Source organism: Hydrogenophaga sp. L310 (assembly GCF_055703065.1).
In genome coordinates this window covers 201,715-220,321 of the sequence record NZ_JBVPZA010000008.1, presented here as the reverse complement: position 1 = coordinate 220,321, position 18,607 = coordinate 201,715, and the positions used below count along the sequence as shown (strand labels likewise).

At 68.0% G+C, this 18,607-nt stretch carries 15 protein-coding genes and 1 pseudogene; 5 read left to right on the top strand and 11 right to left on the bottom strand.

Annotated elements, in window-relative coordinates:
* The first annotated feature begins 60 nt into the window (after positions 1-60).
* Positions 61-1,262 (top strand): IS3 family transposase gene (locus tag AC0GNO_RS15220; protein ID WP_472903721.1). Its coding sequence is split into 2 segments (ribosomal slippage): positions 61-331 and positions 331-1,262, totalling 1,203 coding nucleotides; the frame shifts between segments, so codons are not numbered across the junction.
* A 449-nt stretch (positions 1,263-1,711) separates the two neighbouring features.
* Positions 1,712-2,014: an RNA recognition motif domain-containing protein gene (locus AC0GNO_RS15215; protein WP_472904554.1), complete on the top strand. Its 303-nt coding sequence runs from the start codon at positions 1,712-1,714 to the stop codon at positions 2,012-2,014.
* 67 nt (positions 2,015-2,081) lie between these two features.
* On the opposite strand, the gene AC0GNO_RS15210 is transcribed toward AC0GNO_RS15215, so the two are convergent.
* Both AC0GNO_RS15210 and AC0GNO_RS15205 read right to left on the bottom strand, forming a co-directional pair.
* A complete protein-coding gene (locus AC0GNO_RS15210; RefSeq protein ID WP_472904553.1) occupies positions 2,082-3,365 on the bottom strand; it encodes an O-acetylhomoserine aminocarboxypropyltransferase/cysteine synthase family protein in 1,284 nt (427 codons plus the stop codon).
* A gap of 4 nt (positions 3,366-3,369) precedes the next feature.
* A complete protein-coding gene (locus tag AC0GNO_RS15205; protein ID WP_472904552.1) occupies positions 3,370-3,837 on the bottom strand; it encodes a CoA-binding protein in 468 nt (155 codons plus the stop codon).
* 20 nt (positions 3,838-3,857) lie between these two features.
* Here AC0GNO_RS15205 and AC0GNO_RS15200 point away from each other — a divergent pair, with 20 nt between their 5' ends.
* The gene (locus AC0GNO_RS15200; protein ID WP_472904551.1) at positions 3,858-4,103 is read left to right on the top strand and encodes an ATP-binding protein; all 246 of its coding nucleotides are present in this window, start codon (positions 3,858-3,860) and stop codon (positions 4,101-4,103) included.
* A 50-nt stretch (positions 4,104-4,153) separates the two neighbouring features.
* On the opposite strand, the gene AC0GNO_RS15195 is transcribed toward AC0GNO_RS15200, so the two are convergent.
* Positions 4,154-4,573 (bottom strand): MarR family winged helix-turn-helix transcriptional regulator, encoded by a 420-nt coding sequence (locus AC0GNO_RS15195; RefSeq protein WP_472904550.1) that lies wholly within the window; start codon positions 4,571-4,573, stop codon positions 4,154-4,156.
* A 157-nt stretch (positions 4,574-4,730) separates the two neighbouring features.
* Between AC0GNO_RS15195 and AC0GNO_RS15190 the strand changes: the two genes are divergently transcribed.
* Positions 4,731-6,641, top strand: a complete 1,911-nt coding sequence (locus tag AC0GNO_RS15190; protein WP_472904549.1) for an FAD-dependent monooxygenase — start codon at positions 4,731-4,733, stop codon at positions 6,639-6,641.
* Positions 6,642-6,908: 267 nt separating this feature from the next.
* Here AC0GNO_RS15190 and AC0GNO_RS15185 read toward each other — a convergent pair whose 3' ends face one another.
* The 3 genes from AC0GNO_RS15185 to AC0GNO_RS15175 are packed head-to-tail and all read right to left on the bottom strand — an operon-like array spanning position 6,909 to position 10,121.
* Entirely contained in the window at positions 6,909-7,643 is a 735-nt protein-coding gene (locus AC0GNO_RS15185) for an ABC transporter ATP-binding protein (protein WP_472904548.1), read from the bottom strand.
* Positions 7,640-8,860 (bottom strand): ABC transporter permease, encoded by a 1,221-nt coding sequence (locus tag AC0GNO_RS15180; protein ID WP_472904547.1) that lies wholly within the window; start codon positions 8,858-8,860, stop codon positions 7,640-7,642. Before AC0GNO_RS15180 ends, AC0GNO_RS15185 begins: the two co-directional genes overlap by 4 nt.
* A 13-nt stretch (positions 8,861-8,873) precedes the next feature.
* On the bottom strand, positions 8,874-10,121 hold the full coding sequence (locus AC0GNO_RS15175; RefSeq protein WP_472904546.1) for an efflux RND transporter periplasmic adaptor subunit: 1,248 nt from the start codon (positions 10,119-10,121) through the stop codon (positions 8,874-8,876).
* 357 nt (positions 10,122-10,478) lie between these two features.
* Between AC0GNO_RS15175 and AC0GNO_RS15170 the strand changes: the two are divergent.
* A pseudogene (locus AC0GNO_RS15170) lies at positions 10,479-10,553 on the top strand (VOC family protein); the annotation flags it as partial.
* A gap of 43 nt (positions 10,554-10,596) precedes the next feature.
* On the opposite strand, the gene atzF reads toward AC0GNO_RS15170, so the two are convergent.
* From atzF to AC0GNO_RS15145, 5 genes are all read right to left on the bottom strand, one after another.
* Positions 10,597-12,438 carry an allophanate hydrolase gene (gene atzF / locus AC0GNO_RS15165; RefSeq protein ID WP_472904545.1) on the bottom strand — a complete coding sequence of 614 codons (1,842 nt, stop codon included), beginning with the start codon at positions 12,436-12,438 and terminating at the stop codon, positions 10,597-10,599.
* Between the two features lie 32 nt (positions 12,439-12,470).
* Positions 12,471-16,154, bottom strand: a complete 3,684-nt coding sequence (gene uca, locus AC0GNO_RS15160) for an urea carboxylase (RefSeq protein WP_472904544.1) — start codon at positions 16,152-16,154, stop codon at positions 12,471-12,473.
* An 80-nt stretch (positions 16,155-16,234) separates the two neighbouring features.
* Positions 16,235-16,879: an urea amidolyase associated protein UAAP2 gene (locus AC0GNO_RS15155; RefSeq protein ID WP_472904561.1), complete on the bottom strand. Its 645-nt coding sequence runs from the start codon at positions 16,877-16,879 to the stop codon at positions 16,235-16,237.
* A 32-nt stretch (positions 16,880-16,911) separates the two neighbouring features.
* Positions 16,912-17,610: an urea amidolyase associated protein UAAP1 gene (locus tag AC0GNO_RS15150; RefSeq protein WP_472904560.1), complete on the bottom strand. Its 699-nt coding sequence runs from the start codon at positions 17,608-17,610 to the stop codon at positions 16,912-16,914.
* Between the two features lie 150 nt (positions 17,611-17,760).
* The gene (locus AC0GNO_RS15145) at positions 17,761-18,603 is read right to left on the bottom strand and encodes an ABC transporter ATP-binding protein (protein WP_472904543.1); all 843 of its coding nucleotides are present in this window, start codon (positions 18,601-18,603) and stop codon (positions 17,761-17,763) included.
* Between the last annotated feature and the right edge of the window lie 4 nt (positions 18,604-18,607).

The window sequence follows — 18,607 nt, the reverse complement described above, 5'->3', positions numbered from 1 at the left end:
CTTGCCCCTGAAAAGTGGAGTTCTTAGTCCTTGTTGAAAATACCGACAAGGAGTCAAGGAATGACAGCAGCAAAGCAGGTGCGTGCGCAGTACACGCAGGAGTTCAAGTTGGAGGCGGTCCGTCAGGTGAGCGCCGGTCAGGCCATTGCTGTGGTGGCCAAGGTGTTGGGGATCCCCAAGGCCAGTCTGGGCAATTGGGTTCGCCAGGCAGCCAAAGGCGCGTTGAGCGGCGCTGGGGGCGATAACAAGGCCGTGGGGGTCTCGCCCGAGCAGATGGAGATAGCGCGTTTGCGAGCGGAAGTTGCGCGCCTGAGGATGGAGCGCGACATCGCAAAAAAAGCCGCGGCGTACTTCGCGCAGGACACGCTGCGAGGTACGCCTGGATTCACCAAATGAGGCAGCAGTACCCGGTGAGCGTCTCCTGCGGCGTGCTGGAGGTCAGCGCCAGCGGCTACTTCAACTGGCTGCGCCGCCCACAGGACATCGCTGGCAGGCCCGGCGGGCGCCACAGCGACGAAGCACTGCTGGCACACATCCGCGCCATCCACGCCGAGGTCAAGGGGGAATACGGCTGGCCTCGGATGCACAAGGAACTGCTGGCCAGGGGCATCCGGGTGGGCAAGGACAGGGTGCGCAAGTTGATGCAGCAGCACGGTATCCGTGCCAGAACCAAGCGCAAGTTTGTGGTCACCACCGACAGCCGCCACAGTCTGCCGGTGGCACCAGACCTGGTGCAGCGGCGCTTTACCCCCGAGGCACCCAACCAGCTGTGGAGTGGAGACATCACCTACATCGCCACCGACGAGGGCTGGCTGTACCTGGCTGCGGTCATCGACCTGTTCAGCCGTCAGGTGGTGGGCTGGAGCCTGCAGCCGCACATGCAGGCGGGCCTGGTCAAGGACGCGCTGGCCATGGCGTGGTGGCGGCGGCGCCCGCCGACTGGTCTGATATTCCACAGCGACAGGGGCAGCCAGTATTGCAGCGGCGAATTCCAGGATGCTTTGAAAGACTGGAAGATGCGTTCCTCGATGAGCAGGAAGGGCAACTGCTGGGACAACGCGCCGACCGAGAGCTTCTGGGGCCGCCTGAAAACGGCCAGCGTGCATGGGCACAAGTTCGCCACGCGAGAGCAGGCCAAACAGGCTGTGATGGACTGGATGGCTTTCTACAATCACCGCCGGCTTCATTCCTCGCTGGGCTACCTCAGCCCGATGCAGTTCGAGCAACGCTGGTACGAGGCACAGCGCAAAAAGGCCGCGTAATCGTCGGGCTAAGAGCTACACCAAACGAGGGCAAGGTCATGCAGCTCGAACATGACGGCGTCGGCGTCTTCCTGCGTGAGCAGGTCGGGGATGTGGAAGCGGGTTTCGGGCATGGGTGCTACTTTCTAACTGGTCGCAATATAAATTTGCATTTATATTTCAAATTAAATATAATACCAACTTGAGCCGAGTTCGGTGGCATCCGCCAACCCACGCGGCCCAGCCGGCGGCATCCCGAGCCCCGGTCAGCTCCGACGCCATTCGGTCTTGATGTTCTGTTGAGCTGCAGACACCACGCTCCCCTATTCAGCTTGGCGCAGATTCGCTTCGGTTCAGGCCGTGTGCATCTTCGCAAACAACCGTTCCTGCGGTATCCATCGGACGCTGCATTTTTCATGCGCTGTCGGGCTCGGCCTGGCTGTGGCGCAATTTCTCTGAAAGGCTCTGACATGAGCACGAAACTTTACGTGGGCAACCTGCCCTATTCCATCGACGACGCCATCCTGCGCAACAACTTCACCGAGTTTGGTGGCGTGACGTCGGCCAAGGTCATGATGGACCGCGACACCGGTCGTTCCAAGGGCTTCGGCTTTGTGGAAATGTCCACCAGCGAACAGGCCGATGCCGCGATCCAGAGCCTCAACGGCATGTCGGTTGACGGCCGCTCGATCGTGGTGAACATCTCGCGCCCGAAAGAGCCGAGCACCGGCGGCTACGGCGGTGGTGACCGCGGTGGACGCGGCGGCTACTGAGCGCTCGCGCATCAGTTCAGAAAACCGGCCTTTGGGCCGGTTTTTTTTCGTCTGCTGTTTTTGCCGGTCAGGCCACGGCCCGCTCCAGCGCCTGGTCGATGTCCCACAGGATGTCGTCGATGTGCTCCAGCCCGACGGAGATGCGCACCATGTCGGGCGGCACGCCGGCCGCGAGCTGCTGGGCCGCGTCGAGCTGGCGGTGGGTGGTGCTGGCGGGGTGGCTGATGAGGGTGCGCGTGTCGCCGATGTTGACGAGGTGGCTCATGAACTGCGCGCTTTCGATGAACTTCACGCCTTGTTCGAGCCCACCTCTCACGCCGAACGCGAGCAGGCCCGAGGCGCCGCGCATCTGCTTTTTCATGAGGTCGTGCTGCGGGTGGTCAGGCAAGCCGGGGTAGTTGACCCAGCCCACGCGCGGGTCGTCCTTCAGGTACTGCGCCACGGCGAGCGCGTTGCTGCAGTGGCGCTCCATGCGCAGCGGCAGCGTCTCCACGCCCTGCAGGATCTGCCAGGCGCTGGTGGGCGAGAGTGCGGCGCCGAAGACGCGCAGGCCTTCCATGCGGCAGCGCATGGTGAAGCCGAAATCGCCAAAGGTTTCGTAGAACTTCACGCCGTGGTAGCCGGGGCTGGGCTCGGTCATGCCGGGGAACTTGCCGTTGTCCCACGGGAACTTGCCACTCTCGACCACCACGCCGCCGAGCGTGGTGCCGTGGCCGGCGAGGTATTTGGTGGCGCTGTGCACGACGATGTCGGCGCCGTGTTTCAGCGGGTTGCAGAGGAAGGGGCTGGGCACCGTGTTGTCCACGATCAGCGGCAGGCCGTGCGCGTGCGCCACGTCGGCCACGGCCGCGATGTCGAGCACCACCATGCTGGGGTTGCCCAGCGTCTCGGCGAACACGGCGCGCGTGTTGGGGCGGATGGCGGCGGCGAAAGCGTCGGGGCTGGTGGCGTCGACGAAACTGGTGTCGATGCCGAACTTCTTGAGATTCACCGCGAGCATGGTGACGCTGCCGCCATACAACGCACCGGCCGCGACGACGTGGTCGCCGGCCTGCAGCAGCGTGGTGAGCGCCAGCGCTTCGGCCGCCATGCCGCTGGCGGTGGCCACGGCGGCGCGCCCGCCCTCCAGCGCCGCCACACGCTCTTCGAGCGCGGCGACGGTGGGGTTGGAGAGGCGCGAGTAGACGTTGCCGAAGGTCTGCAGGTTGAACAGGCTGGCCGCGTGTTCGGCGCTGTCGAAGACGAAGCTGGTCGTCTGGTAGATCGGCAGGGCGCGCGCGCCGGTGGCGGCGTCGGGAATCTGGCCGGCGTGGATGGCCAGGGTTTCGGGCTGGAAGCTGCGGTCGGCCATGGTGTCAGCCCTGCTTCGGCCGGTGGGCCGAGATGACCTGGGTGTTCACCCCGGCCCAGTTGAGCCCGCCGAACAGGCGCGCGTGTTCGATCTTGACGCAGCGGTCCCAGATCGAGTCCATGCCCGCTTCGGTGGCGATGCGGTCGGCTTCTTCGCTCATCAGACCGAGTTGTTGCCACAAGGTTTTGGCGCCGATGGCGACGGCGCTGCGTGCCACGGCCGGGATTTCTTCGGCCTTGCGGAACACGTCGACCATATCGACCGGGAAAGGAATGTCTTCCAGCCGCGCATAGCTCTTTTCACCGAGGATCTCGGGGTAGCGCGGGTTCACCGGCACGATGCGGTAACCGTGCTCCTGCAGGTATTTGGCGGCGAAGTGGCTGGGGCGGTGCCATTCGGCCGAGAGGCCGACCACGGCGATGGTGCGGTCGCGCGCGAGGATGCGGCGCAGGGTGGGGATGTCGTCTTGCATGGTGCACACACAATAACGGCATGGCGACCGAACGCAAGGCCCTGCCTGTCATCAACCCGACGCGCTGCACCGGCTGCGGCTGGTGCGTGGGCGTGTGCCCGCCGCATGTGCTCTCGCTGGAGACGGCCCCGAACTGGCAGAAAAAGAGCACGCTGCACGACGCGGCGGGCTGCACCGGTTGCGCGAAGTGCGTGCTGAAGTGCCCGTTCGACGCGATCACGATGGTGCGCGTCACCGACGAAGCGCCACGCCTGAAAACCGCCTAGCATCGACCGCACCCGGCGGGCAAAGGGCGGTCGCGGCCGATCCGGTACGGCTACTGCCCCACGGCCTGCCGGGCCAGCTTGAGAAAACGCGCGCGGTCGGCGTCACCCAGCGACGGCAGGATGTGATCCTGCAGGTTCCGCACGACCGGGACCAGCGCCTTGAAGATGCGTTGCCCTTCGGGGGTCAGCGACAGTTCGCGCGCCCGGCGGTCACGCTCGCTGACGACGCGACGCACCCAGCCCTTCTGTTCCAGGCGCTCGATGACGCCGCCGATGGTGGCGCGGTCGTAGGCGATCATTTCGGCCACCCGCGCCTGGTCCGTGCCAGGCTGGTTGTGGATCGCGTCGAGCGCCGCAAACTGCACCGGCGTCAGATCAAAACCCGCGGCCTGCGTGCGCTGCACGAAGACCAGGGTGGACTGCTGGTGCAAGCGGCGGATCAGATGCCCGGCCATGTCGAGTGAGTCCATCCACGCGCTCCATATCAAGGTTCATGTGCACACCGGCGTGCCTCAGCGATGCCGTTTTGATAAGTATACGTACCGTCTTGACAAATAATAGTAAGCATAGATATCATTTACCCACACACCCAGCGTTCACGGTGCGATTCAACCCAGGAGACAACCCATGCAGTTCTACAAAGATGGCTTCCGCGGCGGCAACCCCGACGTCAAGCAGGCCGCGCCCAACCGCCGCAACCGGGGCGTCAACGAACCCCTCCCGGAAAAGGTCGACGTGCTGATCGCCGGCACCGGCCCGGCCGGCCTGTGCCTCGCCGCCCAGCTCGCGCAGTTCCCGGATATCGAGACGATGATCGTCGAGCGCATGCCCACCAACATCATCAAGGGCAAGGCCGACGGCATCAACACGCGCACCATGGAAATGTTCCAGGCCTTCGGTTTCGCCGACAAGGTCAAGCGCGAAACCTACTGGGTGAACCAGACCAACTTCTGGATGCCCGACCCCGTCAACCCGCAGCACATCAAGCGCGTCTGCCGGGTGCAGGACGTGGCCGACGACAGCTCGGAAATGCCGCACATCCTGATCAACCAGGCGCGGCTGCACGAGCTGTTCCTCGAAGTGATGGCGAATTCGCCCTCGCGCCTGGCGCCCGACTACAGCTGGGAGATCGTGAGCCTGACGGTGGACCCGACCACCGACGACCACCCGGTGACGGTGACGCTCAAGGACGCCAGCGGTGTGAACTGGTGGGCCACGCGCACGGTGCGGGCGAACTACGTGGTCGGCTGCGACGGCGCCCACTCCGCCGTGCGCAAAGCCATCGGCGGCGAACTGCACGGCGACGCCGCGCACCAGGCCTGGGGCGTGATGGACATCCTGGCCAACACCGACTTTCCCGACGTGCGCCAGAAGTGCCTGATCTCGTCGGCCAGCGAAGGCAACGTGCTGATCCTGCCGCGCGAGGGTGGCTACGTGTTCCGCATGTACGTGGAGCTCGACAAGCTCAAGGACGGCGAGAAAGCCGCGAGCCGCAAGTTCACGCAGGACGACATGATCGCGGCGGCCAACCGCATCATCCAACCCTACTCGATCGACGTGAAGGAAGTGGTCTGGTGGTCGATCTACGACATCGGCCACAGCCTCACCGACAAGTTCGACGACGTGCCCGAAGGCTCGGACCGTTGCCCCCGCGTGTTCACCGCCGGCGACGCCTGCCACACCCACTCGCCCAAGGCCGGGCAGGGCATGAACGTCTCGATGCAGGACACCTTCAACCTGGGCTGGAAGCTGGTGCACGTGCTGCAGGGCCGCGCCGACGCCAGCCTGCTGCGCAGCTACTCCAAAGAACGCCTGACCGAAGCCAAGCGCCTGGTCGAGACCGACCACGAGTGGTCACGCATCATGTCGGCGCCCACCACCCAGGCCGAGCGCGACGGCACCGAGGAGCCGCGCATCATCCGCCAGTTCAAGGCCAACCTCGAATTCACTGGCGGCACCGCGGTGAAGTACGACACCTCCACCCTGTTCGCGCCGCCGACGCACCAGGCGCTCGCCCAAGGCGAAGAGATCGGCCGCCGCTTCCACTCCGCTCCCGTGGTGCGCCTGTCCGACGCCAAACAGATGCAGCTCGGCCACGCCGCCGAAGCCGACGCGCGCTGGCGCATCTACGCCTTCGCGGGCAAGGCCGACAACTCCAACCCGGGCTCGGCGATCCACAAACTCGCGGACTGGCTGGAGACCGACCCGAAGTCCCCGGTGGTGAAACACACCCGCCCGGGCGAAGACATCGACGCGGTGATCGACGTGCGCGCCGTGTTCCAGCAGACCTTTCACCAGCTCGCCTACGAGCACATGCCCTCACTGCTCAAGCCCCGGACCGGCCGGCTCGGCCTGCAGGACCACGAGAAGATCTTCTGCGTCGACCACAAAGGCGCGGGCGACATCTATGACATGCGGGGGATTGACCGCGAACGCGGTTGCCTGATCGTCGTGCGTCCGGACCAGTACATCGCGAATGTGTTGCCACTGGACGGGTTTGACGAACTGTCGGCGTTTTTCGCTGGGGTGCTGCGCTGAGGTAACGGGTACCGGGACATGGGCTGAGCACCCCGCACACTTCGGCGCAGACCGAAGCATGCGGGGGCCGGCCGGCCGCACAGTGGACACCTGTTCCACACCCGTGCACGACCCCATGGCCAACACCCCCATCACCTGCTTCATCCGCTACCAGACCGACCCCTTCCAGCGCGACGCCTTCCGCCGCTACGCCGAGGCCTGGGGCCGCATCATTCCCCGCTGCGGCGGAAATCGTGACCTCGAGCCCGCGCGCTGCTGCGCGCGCCCCTACCCCGCCGGACCAGCTGCTGCGCCGTCATGCACAAACCGTCCGTCCACCAGTTCGAGCACGCGGTCGCAGCGGGCGGCCAGTCGCGGGTCGTGCGTCACCACCAGAAAGGACGTCTTCAGCTCGGCATGCATCTGCCGCATCAATGCGAAGACTTCTTCGGCCGAGACCGTGTCCAGGTTGCCGGTGGGCTCGTCGGCCAGCACCAGCGGGGGTTCGAGCACCAGTGCACGCGCGATCGCCACGCGCTGCTGCATGCCGCCGGACAACTCGCCCGGGCGCTTGCCCATCGCATCGCCCAGACCGACGGCGGCCAGCACGGCACGCGCCCGTTCGCGCTGGGCCGGGGTGATGCGGCCCTCGCGCATCAGGGCGGGCAAAGTCACGTTCTCCAGCGCGCTGAAGGCGGGCAGCAGGTGGTGGAACTGGAAGATGAAGCCCAGCGTGGAGCGCCTGCGCAGCGTGAGCGCGGCGTCGTCAAGGTCGCTCACCTCTTCGCCATCGATGCGGTAGCTGCCGGCCGTCATGTGCTCGAGCAGGCCCACGATGTTCAGGAGCGTGCTCTTGCCCGAGCCTGACGGGCCGATCAGGGCCGAGAACTCGCCGCGGCCGATGCGAAACGACAGACCATGCAGCACCTCGGCCTCGTTCGGCAAGCCGACGTTGTAACTCTTGCGGACGCCGTCGAGCTCAAGCAGCACGGCGGGCGGCGCCGCCAAGGCGGATGCGCTCATAGGCGGATCGCCTCCGCCGGGTCGAGCCTGGCGGCGCGCCGGGCCGGCGCCACCGCCGCGAGCACGCCGCACGCCGTGGCGGTGGCGGCCACGCGCAGCGCCAGCGCCGGCTCCAGCGTGATGTTGAAGAGCGGCAGACCATCGGAGCCGAGCACGAAGTGCGTGAAGGCCCAGATCAGCAGCACCGCGAGCAGCACACCCAGCGCCGAGCCCAGCGCACCAACGATCACGCCCTGCAGCAGGAAGATGCGCAGCACCTGGCCCTGGGTGGCGCCCATCGCGCGCAGGATGCCGATCTCGCGCCGCTTCTGCACGACCGACACCACCAGCACACTGGCGATGCCCAGCACCACGACGACCATCACCACGCCGCGGATCACCGCCGTGCTCACCGACTGCGCATTCAGCGCGGACACGAGTTGCGCGTTGGCCTGTTGCCAGCTCTCGGCCTTGTAAGGCCAGCGCGCGGCGAGGTCGTCCGCCAGCGTCTGCGCCGACCAGATGTCGACCAGCGTCAGGTCCAGTCCGGTCGCGCCGCCGGGCAGGCCGACCAGGCTCTGCGCCGTGCGCAGCGGCACGATCACCGTGCGCCGGTTCAGTTCGCGCACACCCAGGTCCACCAGTGCCGTGACGCGCAGCGAGTCGCTGACGCCGCCGGTGACGATGCCGACACGGTCGCCGACGCGCACACCCAGGTCGTCGGCGAGCTCGCGGCCGATGATGCCCTCGCCGGGCTCCAGCCGTGCCGTTCCGTCGACGACCTTGGAGCGCAGGCTGACGATCCGGTCGTAGCGGTCGAGGTCCACGCCCATCAGCGCGATCGCCTTGGACGCCTCGCCGCGCGTCGCCAGGCCGGCGGCCGAGACCATCGGCGAAACCGCCGCCACCTCCGGCATGGCTTCGAGCAGGGGAACCAGCAGCTGCCAGTTGCCAATGGAGCGCGGCCGCTGCGCGCGCGGCTGCGTCTGCACCAGTTCGGCGGTACCGGCGCTGGCCGGTGCACGCGCGGCCAGCACCACGTCGTCGAGCGGGCTCAGCGCCAGGTGCGCCTGGGCGCCCAGGGTCTTCTCGATCGTGTTGCGCTGCAGCCCGGTGATCAGCGCCGAGATGTAGGCGACGACAGCCACGCCCGCGGCCACGCCGATGATGATCAGCATCGTCTGCATGCGCCCTTCGCGCAGGAAGCGGGTCGCGACGCGGCTTTCGAATCCGAGCATCACTGGCGCGCCTTCATCGGCCCATCGCGTTGCTCATCGCGGCGCCGGCGTCTTCCTTCGTGCCCTTGCCGGCCCGGGTCGGCGGCGCAGCACTGGTGCCGACACGCACGCGCTGGCTGGGAAGCGGTGCCGTGCCGATCAGCACCAGCTCGCCCTCACTCAGGCCTTCAAGGATCTCGGCCGCGTCGAGCGTGCGCAACCCCAGACGCACCTTGCGCGCCTCGACGCGCCCGTCGCGCGCGAGCCAGACGCTGGTGCCCGTCGATTCGTCACCGCGCAGTGCGTCGGCCGGCACCACCAGCGCCCGCTCGCGACGTGCGGTCTCCACTTCCACCGACAACGTCATGTCCTCGCGCAGGAAATCCGGCGTGGGCTGCGGCAGCGCGAACTTGACCTCGATCGCGCCGCGCTGGGCATCGACCAGCGGCGCGATGGACAGCACGCGGGCCGTGAACCGCTGCGTCGGGTAGGCGTCGGCCAGCACGTCGGCCGTCTGGCCGGGCTGGAGCTGCCCCAGGTAGCGCTCATCCACCTGCGCCACGAGCCGCAGCGGACCGGCCAGCGCCAGGCCGAGCAGGGCGCGACCGGGCTGCACGATCTGGCCAGGTTCGACCAGGCGCGAGAGCACACGCGCATCGGCCGGTGCGGTGAGCACGACCTGGGCCAGGCGCGCCTCGGCGGCGGCGCGGGCGGCGCGGGCCAGCGCCAGCTGCGCCTGTGCCTGTGCGACGTCGGTACCCGGCTCGGCGTTGGCGGCGCTCTGCGCGCGTGCGGCGTCCAGTTGCGCCTGCGCCACCGCCGCCGCGCGGCGCACCTCGTCCAATCGCGCTTCGCTGAGAAAGCCCTTGGACACGAGGTCCAGCGTGCGCTGCAGATCGGCCTGCGCGGCCACCCGCACCGACTCCGCCTGCGCCACAGCAGCTTGCGCCGCGCTGCGCCCGGTGCTGCGCAAGCCCGCCAGGCGCGCGGCGGCCTGGCGTTCGCTGGCCTGGCTTTGCGCCAGCGAGGCCCGCAACTCGTCGCTCTCGAGCCGCACGAGCACGTCGCCAGCCTTGACCAGCGCGCCCTCGGCCACGGCGACCGCCAGCACGCGCCCGGTGAGGGTGCTGCCCAGCTCGACACGCGACGCGGTGGCCACGCGGGCGGAAAACTGCAGGGTGCGCACCAGCGGCGCCATGCGGGCGCTGACCGCCGGCACCAACGGGGCGCGTGTCGTCCACCACGTGGCGAGGGCGGCAAGAAGCGCGACGGCTAGAACCACGGTTGCGAGAACAGAGCGGCGTGACATTGCCTCGATTGTTGCACCCCATCAGATCGGGCGCCGTCAGACGCCCTGGCGCGACCACACCGCCCGCCTTGTGATGGGGTTGCCGAAGTGCTTGCAGTCGCCCCATCACTCGTCCGACATCGGCAACGGGCCGGTCGCTGTCATTGCGTCCGAGAAAGCCCGCGTCGGGCATAGGTCGATCGATTTCGCATCAACGGTTCCACCGGTTCGAGATGGATTGCAAAATCGGTCCAGCTGCCTGCGCAGCCTGAACCTCCGTGTCTACACCCCTTCAGGAGAACCCAGATGACCAGCAAGAACACGATCCGGCGTTCAGGCGCGGCGAGGCATTTTTTGTTCCAGGTGGCGACCGACGACCAGGCCGAGACGGGCCGCCTGTGGAGTGCCATCGTGGGCAACGGCGGCCCGGCCCGGCGGGGCTGAGCTGACGCCAGCCGGAGGGGGACGATCAGGCCTGCTGCGCCAGCCAGGTCCGCCAGTTGCCCAGCGCCGTGATGTCGGTGCCGCCCTCAGCCCCCAGCACTTCGCACACGAAGCCGCTGACCCAGCTGCCGTCGGCCAGCTTCACCTTGCCAATGCCCAGCGGCGCGGGGATGCCGTCGACGAAGCTGCCGAAGTGTTGGGCCGGCATCTCCCAGACTTCCATGTCGATGGCCGCGCCGCCTTCGGCCACACGCACCATGCCGGGCCGCTGCACCGGGCCGAGCCGCTGCACCGGGCCGCCGGCGAGCGCGTAGAACTTGTATTCGGGCGCGGACTTCACCGCACCCAACAGCCGCGCACCCCGCTGCGTGAGCTGCCAGTTGAGCGGCAAACCACTGAGGTGCGCGCCGCACACCGCCACCTTGACCGTGCCCGCGCCGAGCGCGCTCTTGGGCACTTCGCCGATGGCGGGTGTGTTGGCCAGCGGCGTTGCGGTCGCCCCCAATGACAACGCCTGCGCGCGATGGAAGCGGTCGGCCAGGCGCAGCAGGGGCACGTCTTTGTGGGCCGGCGCGCCGAGGGTCACGCCCCAGGGCAGGCCGGCTGCGTCGCCGCTGGTCAACATGCCGGCGGGCACGGCGACGGCGCTGTAGTCCAGCAGGTTCATGAAGTTGGTGTAGTAGCCCAGGTTCGAGTTCAGGCGGATCGGGTCGGCCTGCATGTCGGCGATGCGGTAGATGGTGCCGGCCGTGGGCGTGAGCAGGCAGTCCACGTCTTTCCACACCGCGTCGCACACGCGCTTGAGCGCCTTGAGCTTGTAGCTGGCCGCGAACGCATCGGCCGCAGTCTTGCTCTTGCCGCCTTCGATGATGGTGCGCACCGGCGGGAACACGGCCTCGGGTTGGGCTTCGATGAAGTCCTTGATGGCGACGTAGCGCTCGGCGACCCAGGGGCCTTCGTAGAGCAGGCGCGCGGCTTCGAGGAAGAGGGTGAGGTCCACTTCCACCGATGTGCCGCCCAGCGCCTTCAGGCGTTCGATGGATGCTTCGAACAATCCGGGCGCGGCGGTGTTGCCGAAGAAGGCCAGGTCTTGCGCGCGCGGCACGCCGAAGCGGAACGGGCCGGCCGAGAAGTCCACGCCGAAGGGCTCGGCTTTGCGGCTGAAGGCATCGGCTTCGTCGTAGGCCGCAGCCACGGCGAGCACGGCCTGCGCGTCGGCGGCGGTGAGCGCGAAGACCGACACCGTGTCCACCGAACGGCAGGCCGGCACCACGCCGGTGCCCGAGAGCAGGCCGATGCTGGGTTTCAGGCCGACGAGGTTGTTGAAGCTCGCGGGCACGCGGCCCGAGCCGGCCGTGTCGGTGCCCAGCGAGAAGCTGACCCAGCCCTTGGCCACGCTCACCGCCGAGCCCGAGCTGGAGCCGCCCGAAACGAACTCGGGGTTGAAGGCGTTCTGGCACGCGCCGTAGGGCGAACGTGTGCCGTTCAGGCCGGTGGCGAACTGGTCGAGGTTGGTCTTGCCCAGCGGCACCGCGCCCGCCGCCACCAGCTGCTGGATCAGGAACGCGCTCTCGCCGGGGGTGTACGCAAACTGTGGGCAGCCCGCGGTGGTGGGGATGTGCGCGAGGTCGATGTTGTCCTTGATCGCAAAGGGCACGCCGTAGAGCGGCAGGCTCGCCGGGTCCACGCCGTCGAGCCGCGCGACGAAGGGTTCGATCTCTGCATCGCTCAGGCGGTGGATGAAGGCGTGGTGGGTGTCGCTGGCGCAGCGGCGCTGGGCTTCGGCGACCACCGCGCGCACGGTCACGCCGCTGGCGTAGGCGGCCTGCAGGTTGGCGATGTCGAAGGAAAGGGTGCTCAGGTCCATGTTGGGCTCCTTGAATGTTTTTTGAATGAAGGTCAGACGGCTTCGTCGATCAGCACGAGCACGTTCTGCCCCGCGGCCACCGAGCCGCCCTGGGCGCACATGAGCCGGTGCACGGTGGCGCTGGCGGGGGCGAGCAGGTTGAACTCCATCTTCATGGACTCGATCACCATCAACACGTCGCCGGCCTGCACCTGCTGGCCCTCGCTCACCGCAACCTTCCACACGTTGCCGGGCACGCTGGTGGCGATCAGGCGGCCGCCTTCGGGCAGGTCGATCTCGCTGTCGGGGCCGGCCGCTTCCACGTCGGCCTCGCTCGCCACCTCGGCCAGGCCGGCGGCGGCCCAGCGTTCGCGCTCGGCCTCAAACGCCACCTGCTGCGTGGCCTTGAAGGCCGCGATGCTGGTGGCGTTGTCGGCGAGGAAACGGCGGTAGTCCTTGAGGCTGAAGCTGCCTTCTTCGGTGCGCAGCGCATAACCGCCGTGCGGGAAATCGGCGCGGATGCGCAGCAGTTCTTCCTGGCTCACGGGATAAAAGCGGATCTGGTCGAAGAAGCGCAGCAGCCAGGGTTGCTCGAACACCGAGCCCGCCTCGCCATGCCGCCAGCGGTTCCACATCTGCAGCGTGCGGCCCACGAACTGGTAACCGCCAGGGCCTTCCATGCCGTAGACACAGAGGTAGGCGCCGCCGATGCCCACGGCGTTCTCCGGCGTCCAGGTGCGCGCCGGGTTGTACTTGGTGGTCACGAGGCGCTGGCGCGGGTCCAGCGGCGTGGCCACCGGCGCGCCCAGGTACACATCGCCCAGGCCGAGCACGAGGTAGGGCGCCTCGAACACGATCTTGAACACCTCGTCGATGCTGTCCAGCCCGTTGATGCGGCGGATGAACTCGATGTTGCTCGGGCACCAGGGCGCGTCGGGCCGCACCGACTGCATGTACTTCTCGATCGCCAGCCTGGTCTGCGGGTCGTCCCACGACAGCGGCAGGTGCACGGTGCGGCTGGGCACCACCATGTCGTCCACCGGCGGCAGCGCGGCCTCGGTGGCGATCAGCACTTGCAGCAACGCGTCTCGGGTGATCAGCGCCGGGTCGAAGTGGACCTGCAGCGAGCGGATGCCGGGCGTCATGTCGATGATGCCCGGCAGCTGGCCTTGGGCCTGCAGGTCCTTCAGTGCCGTCATCAGCACGTGCACGCGCAGGCGCAGCTCGATGTCCAGCACCAGCGGGCCGAACTCCAGCAGCACGTAGCGGTCGCCGGCCTGGCGCACCAGCATGGCGGGCACGTCTTCACGCGCAGGGTCTTCGTAGATGACCGGTGTGGTGTGGGCCTCTGCTTCGTCGCTTGGCGTCGCAGGCAGCGCGCCGGCCAGTGAAGACAGCGCAGCCTCCACCGCCGCTTCGCGCTCACCCGCCTGCGCCAGCGAGAGCCGGTGGAAGCGCACCGTGTCGCCCGGGCGCAGCTGGCCCAGTTTCCACAGCTCGGCGTTCACCACCACGGCGGGGCAGACGAAGCCGCCGAGGCTGGGGCCGTCGGGCCCGAGGATCACGGGCATGTCGCCGGTGAAGTCGATCGCGCCGATGGCGTAGGCGTTGTCGTGGATGTTCGACGGGTGCAGCCCGGCCTCGCCGCCGTCGGCCCGCGCCCACTGCGGCCGGGGGCCGATCAGGCGCACGCCCGTGCGGCTGCTGTTGTGGTGCACCTTCCAGTCGGTGGCGAAGAAGGTGGCGATGTCGTCGGGCTGGAAGAAATCGGGTGCGCCGTGCGGGCCGTAGAGCACGCCCACGTCCCAGTGGTGGCCGTAGGTGGGGATCAAGGCAGGCGGTGTGACCAACAACCGTACGCCCTGAGCTTGTCGAAGGGCATCGCGTGACGCAGGGGCTTCGACAAGCTCAGCCCGAACGGATGCGGTGGAGGACACCAGGTGCAGCACATCGCCTGCGCGCAGGTGCCGCCCTGCATGGCCGCCGAACTGGCCGAGCGTGAAGGTGCTGCGGCTGCCGAGGTAGGCCGGCACGTCCAGCCCGCCGGCCACGGCCAGCGCGAGGCGCACGCCCGCTTCGGTGCGGCCCACGGCCAGCGTGCTGCCCGCGCTCACTGGCAGCGCCTGCCACATCGCCACCGGCTGGCCATCCAGCATGAGCTTCACGGGCGCGCCGGTCACGGCGACCACGGCGTCGGTGTTGAAGCGCAGCGTGGGGCCGGCGAGCGTGATTTCCAGCGCCGCGGCATCGGGCGCATTGCCCACCAGCTGGTTCGCCAGGCGGTGCGCGTAGGCGTCCATCGGGCCGCTGGGCGGCACGCCCACGTCCCAGTAGCCGGTGCGGCCCGGCCAGTCCTGCACGCTGGTCTGCACGCCCGGCTCCAGCACCTCGATGGTCGCGGGCCGGTACTCGAAGCTGTTGAGGAAACGTGTGACCTGCTGGCCTTCGCGGAACACCGCGCTGCGCACCACCTGGCGCAAGTAGCCCAGGTTGGTTTCGATGCCGGCGAGGCGCGTCGCGTCGAGCGCGGCTTCCATTTTTGTCAGCGCCTGCTCGCGGGTGTCGGCGGTGACGATGAGCTTGGCCAGCATCGGGTCGTACCAGGCGGGCACCTCGGTGCCGCGCTCGACCCAGCCGTCCACGCGGGCATCGGTGGGGAACACCACCTCGGTGAGCAGGCCCGCACAAGGCTGGAAATTGCGCGCCGGGTCTTCGGCGTAGAGCCGCACCTGGATCGACGCACCGCGCAATGTAGGTTGCAGCGTGGCCAGCGGCGGCAGGTCGCCGGCGGCGAGCTGCAGCATCCAGGCCACCAGGTCCACGCCGGTTACCTGCTCGGTCACGCCGTGCTCCACCTGCAGGCGCGTGTTCACCTCCAGAAAGTAGAAGGCGCCGGTGGCCGCGTCGTAGACGAACTCCACCGTGCCGGCCGAGCGGTAGTCCACCGCCTGCGCCAGCCGCACGGCGGTGGCGTGCAGCTCGCTGCGTTGCGTTTCGCTCAGGCCCGGGGCCGGGGTCTCTTCGATCACCTTCTGGTTGCGCCGCTGCACCGAGCAGTCTCGCTCGCCCAGCGCGATCACGCCGCCCGCGCCGTCGCCAAACACCTGCACCTCGATGTGGCGCGCCTGCTCCACGTACTTCTCAATGAACAGGCCGGCGTCCTTGAAGTTGGCCTGCGCGAGGCGGCCCACGTTCTCGAACGCGTCGGCGAGTTCGGCCGCGTTCCACACCAGCCGCATGCCGATGCCGCCACCGCCCGCCGTGCTCTTGAGCATCACCGGGAAGCCGATGCGCTGTGCCTCGGTTTGCGCCTGCGCCAGATCGCTCAGCAGGCCCGAGCCCGGCAGCAGCGGCACACCGCGCGCCTGCGCCAGATCACGCGCCGTGTGTTTCAGGCCAAAGGCGCGCATCTGCGCCGGCGTGGGGCCGATGAAGGCGATGCCCGCGGCCTCGCAGGCTTCGGCGAAGCCCGGGTTTTCCGAGAGGAAGCCGTAGCCGGGGTGGATGGCCTGCGCGCCGCAGTCCTGGGCGATCTGCAGGATGCGGTCGGCGCGCAGGTAGCTTTCAGCCGCGGGCGCCGGGCCGAGCAGGTAGGCCTCGTCGGCCTCGCGCACATGGCGCGCCTGCGCGTCGGCTTCGGAATACACGGCCACGCTCTGCACGCCCAATTCTTTGAGTGTGCGGATGATGCGGCAGGCGATGGCGCCGCGGTTGGCAATCAGGACCTTGCTGAACATGGAGTCTCCGGGGCAGGCCGTCCTGCAAATGGGGCTGGAAGCTGCGGGCCGTCCCGCAGCAGCGGTTCACACAAGATCGGTCAGGCCGGGTTCCAGACCAACAGCTGGATGGGCGTCGGGTTGTACGCGTTGCAGGGGTTGTTGAGCTGCGGGCAGTTGCTGATCAGCACCCACACGTCCATCTCGGCGCGCATCTCCACGTACTTGCCCGGGCCGGACACGCCATCGTCGAACTTCAGGTCGCCGCTGTCCGTCACCGGCACGTTCATGAAGAAGTTGATGTTGGGCACCAGGTCGCGTTTGGTGAGGCCCATGTCGGCGCGCTGCAGGGCGATCAAATAGTTGTCGCGGCAGCTGTGCATGTACTTCTTCTGCAGCGCGTAGCGCACGGTGTTGCTCTCGGCCGCGCAGGCGCCGCCCAGCGTGTCGTGGCGGCCGCAGGTGTCGGCCACGATGGTGAGCATGGGCCGGCCGTCGTTGCTGCGGATGATGGAGCCGGTGGTCAGGTAGATGCCGCCCTGGTGGACCATGGTGTCGGTCGCGCTGTAGTGCTCGGCGAGATCGTCGCGGTTGTAGAAGATCACGTCGGCGGCCTGGTTGCCTTCGAGGTCGACGATGCGCAGGGTCTGGCCCTTGTTGACGGCGAACAGGATGGGCTCGCCCGCGGGGTGGCGCTGGTCCATCACGGCGTGGGCCGGGTCGAGCGTGCTTTCGAGGATGCGGATGTCGGTGGCGGTGGTGGTCATCTCGGTTCTCCTCACAGGTACAACATGTCGCTGTTGTGCAGGGCACGCGCGTTTTCCGGGCGGAAGGCGCGGCAGAAATCGTCGGCCGGCGCCGCACCGCAGCGCCAGGCCAGCAGGCCCACTTTCTTGGGCGCGTACACAGGCGATGGGTCCAGCGCATGCGGTGCGCTGGACACGGCGAGGATCACGTCCATGTCAAAGCGCAGTTCCACAAAATCGCCCGCCTTCGCGTGGTCCGCCGCAAAGCCGAAGCGGCCCTGCGCGTCCACGCTGACCTTGCTGAACAGGTTCACCGGCGCGATCAGGTCGCGCCGCGTCAGGCCGTATTTGCCGATCTCGATCAGCAGGCCGTCCTTGCCGGACCGGTACATGGCGTTGCGCGCCTGCTCGTAGCGCTGCTCGCCGTACTTCTGCTGCATCAATTCGTTGTCGAGCAGGGCGCCCAGCGGGTCGTGCCAGCCCAGGCTGTCGGCCGTGACGCTGGCCATGCTGCGGCCCATGTCGCTCATCAGCACATGGCCTTTGGTGTAGTGCGCGGTGTGCTGCGCCTTCAGGCTGTCGGGCATGTTGTAGCGCTCCAGCTTCTCTTGCGCGCTGTAGAGCACCAGGCTCAGGTTGGCGCCCGCGTCCAGCGCCACGAAGCGGATGGCGCTGCCGCGCGGCATGCGCCAGCTCCAGTGGCTGCCGCCGGGCACCACCTCGCTCCACATCACTTTGCTCGTGTCCACGCCGGCCAGCGCGGGCGCAGGGAAGCGTTGCCAGAACGCGGGCGCGTCCACCGGCGCGGCCAGTGGCGGGTTGGGCAAGACGGTGGTCAGCGGATCGGGGATGTGATTGAGGTTCATGGGTGTCTCCAGGGTTCAGGCGGGTTCGCTCACCGCGCCGCTCAGGCGCTGCAGCTGTTCCAGATCGGTCTTCATGCCCGAGGTCTCGCGGATGCGCTCCAGGATGTCGCGCTTCAAGCGCACGAACTCGGGCGCGAACTTCAAGTCCTGCGTGCGCTGGTCGCCGAAGGGCACCTCGTAGATGGTGTCAATGCGCCCCGGGCGCGGCGCCATCAGCACCACGCGGCTGCCGAGGTAGAGCGCTTCCTCCACGTCGTGCGTCACGAAGACGATGGTGGCTTTCTCCAGCCGGTGCACGTAGCGGATCAGGTCGTGCATCACCTCGCGCGTCTGCGCGTCGAGCGCGCCGAAGGGCTCGTCCATCAGCACGATGTCGGGCCGGCCCATGAGCGCGCGCGCGATCGCCACGCGCTGCTGCATGCCGCCCGAGAGCTGGTTGGGCCATGCGCCGGTCGAGGCCTCCAGGCCCATCAGGCGCAGCAGCGCGTCGGCCCGGCCCGAGGCGGCTTCCACGTCGCTGGAGCTGCGGTCTTGCGTGTGCGCGGCGAGCTGGCGGCAGAACTTGATGTTCTCCATCACCGTCATCCACGGGTAGAGGCTGTAGTGCTGGAACACCATGGCGCGGTCGATGCCCGGGCCGGTGATAGGCCGGTTGTCCACCAGCAGCTCGCCGGCGGTCTGCACCTCCAGCCCGCCGATGGTGCGCAGCAGCGTGCTCTTGCCGCAGCCCGAGGCGCCGACGAAGGTGACGAACTCGTTGGCGCCGATGTCCAGGTTCACGTTCTCCAGCGCGTGGGTGGGCGCGCCGTCAAAGTGTTTGGTGAGGCCGCGGATGGAGATTTTGGGAAGGGTGTTCATCGCA

What these genes read in the sequence shown, in the direction of transcription:
- AC0GNO_RS15145 (WP_472904543.1), bottom strand. Translation starts at nt 18,603, where the DNA reads ATGAACACCCTTCCCAAAATCTCCATCCGCGGCCTCACCAAACACTTT.
- AC0GNO_RS15210 (WP_472904553.1), bottom strand. Translation starts at nt 3,365, where the DNA reads ATGGCCGACCGCAGCTTCCAGCCCGAAACCCTGGCCATCCACGCCGGC.
- AC0GNO_RS15215 (WP_472904554.1), top strand. Translation starts at nt 1,712, where the DNA reads ATGAGCACGAAACTTTACGTGGGCAACCTGCCCTATTCCATCGACGAC.
- uca (WP_472904544.1), bottom strand. Translation starts at nt 16,154, where the DNA reads ATGTTCAGCAAGGTCCTGATTGCCAACCGCGGCGCCATCGCCTGCCGC.
- AC0GNO_RS15195 (WP_472904550.1), bottom strand. Translation starts at nt 4,573, where the DNA reads ATGGACTCACTCGACATGGCCGGGCATCTGATCCGCCGCTTGCACCAG.
- AC0GNO_RS15200 (WP_472904551.1), top strand. Translation starts at nt 3,858, where the DNA reads ATGGCGACCGAACGCAAGGCCCTGCCTGTCATCAACCCGACGCGCTGC.
- AC0GNO_RS15190 (WP_472904549.1), top strand. Translation starts at nt 4,731, where the DNA reads ATGCAGTTCTACAAAGATGGCTTCCGCGGCGGCAACCCCGACGTCAAG.
- AC0GNO_RS15150 (WP_472904560.1), bottom strand. Translation starts at nt 17,610, where the DNA reads ATGTGGAGCGAGGTGGTGCCCGGCGGCAGCCACTGGAGCTGGCGCATG.
- AC0GNO_RS15185 (WP_472904548.1), bottom strand. Translation starts at nt 7,643, where the DNA reads ATGAGCGCATCCGCCTTGGCGGCGCCGCCCGCCGTGCTGCTTGAGCTC.
- atzF (WP_472904545.1), bottom strand. Translation starts at nt 12,438, where the DNA reads ATGGACCTGAGCACCCTTTCCTTCGACATCGCCAACCTGCAGGCCGCC.
- AC0GNO_RS15205 (WP_472904552.1), bottom strand. Translation starts at nt 3,837, where the DNA reads ATGCAAGACGACATCCCCACCCTGCGCCGCATCCTCGCGCGCGACCGC.
- AC0GNO_RS15180 (WP_472904547.1), bottom strand. Translation starts at nt 8,860, where the DNA reads ATGCTCGGATTCGAAAGCCGCGTCGCGACCCGCTTCCTGCGCGAAGGG.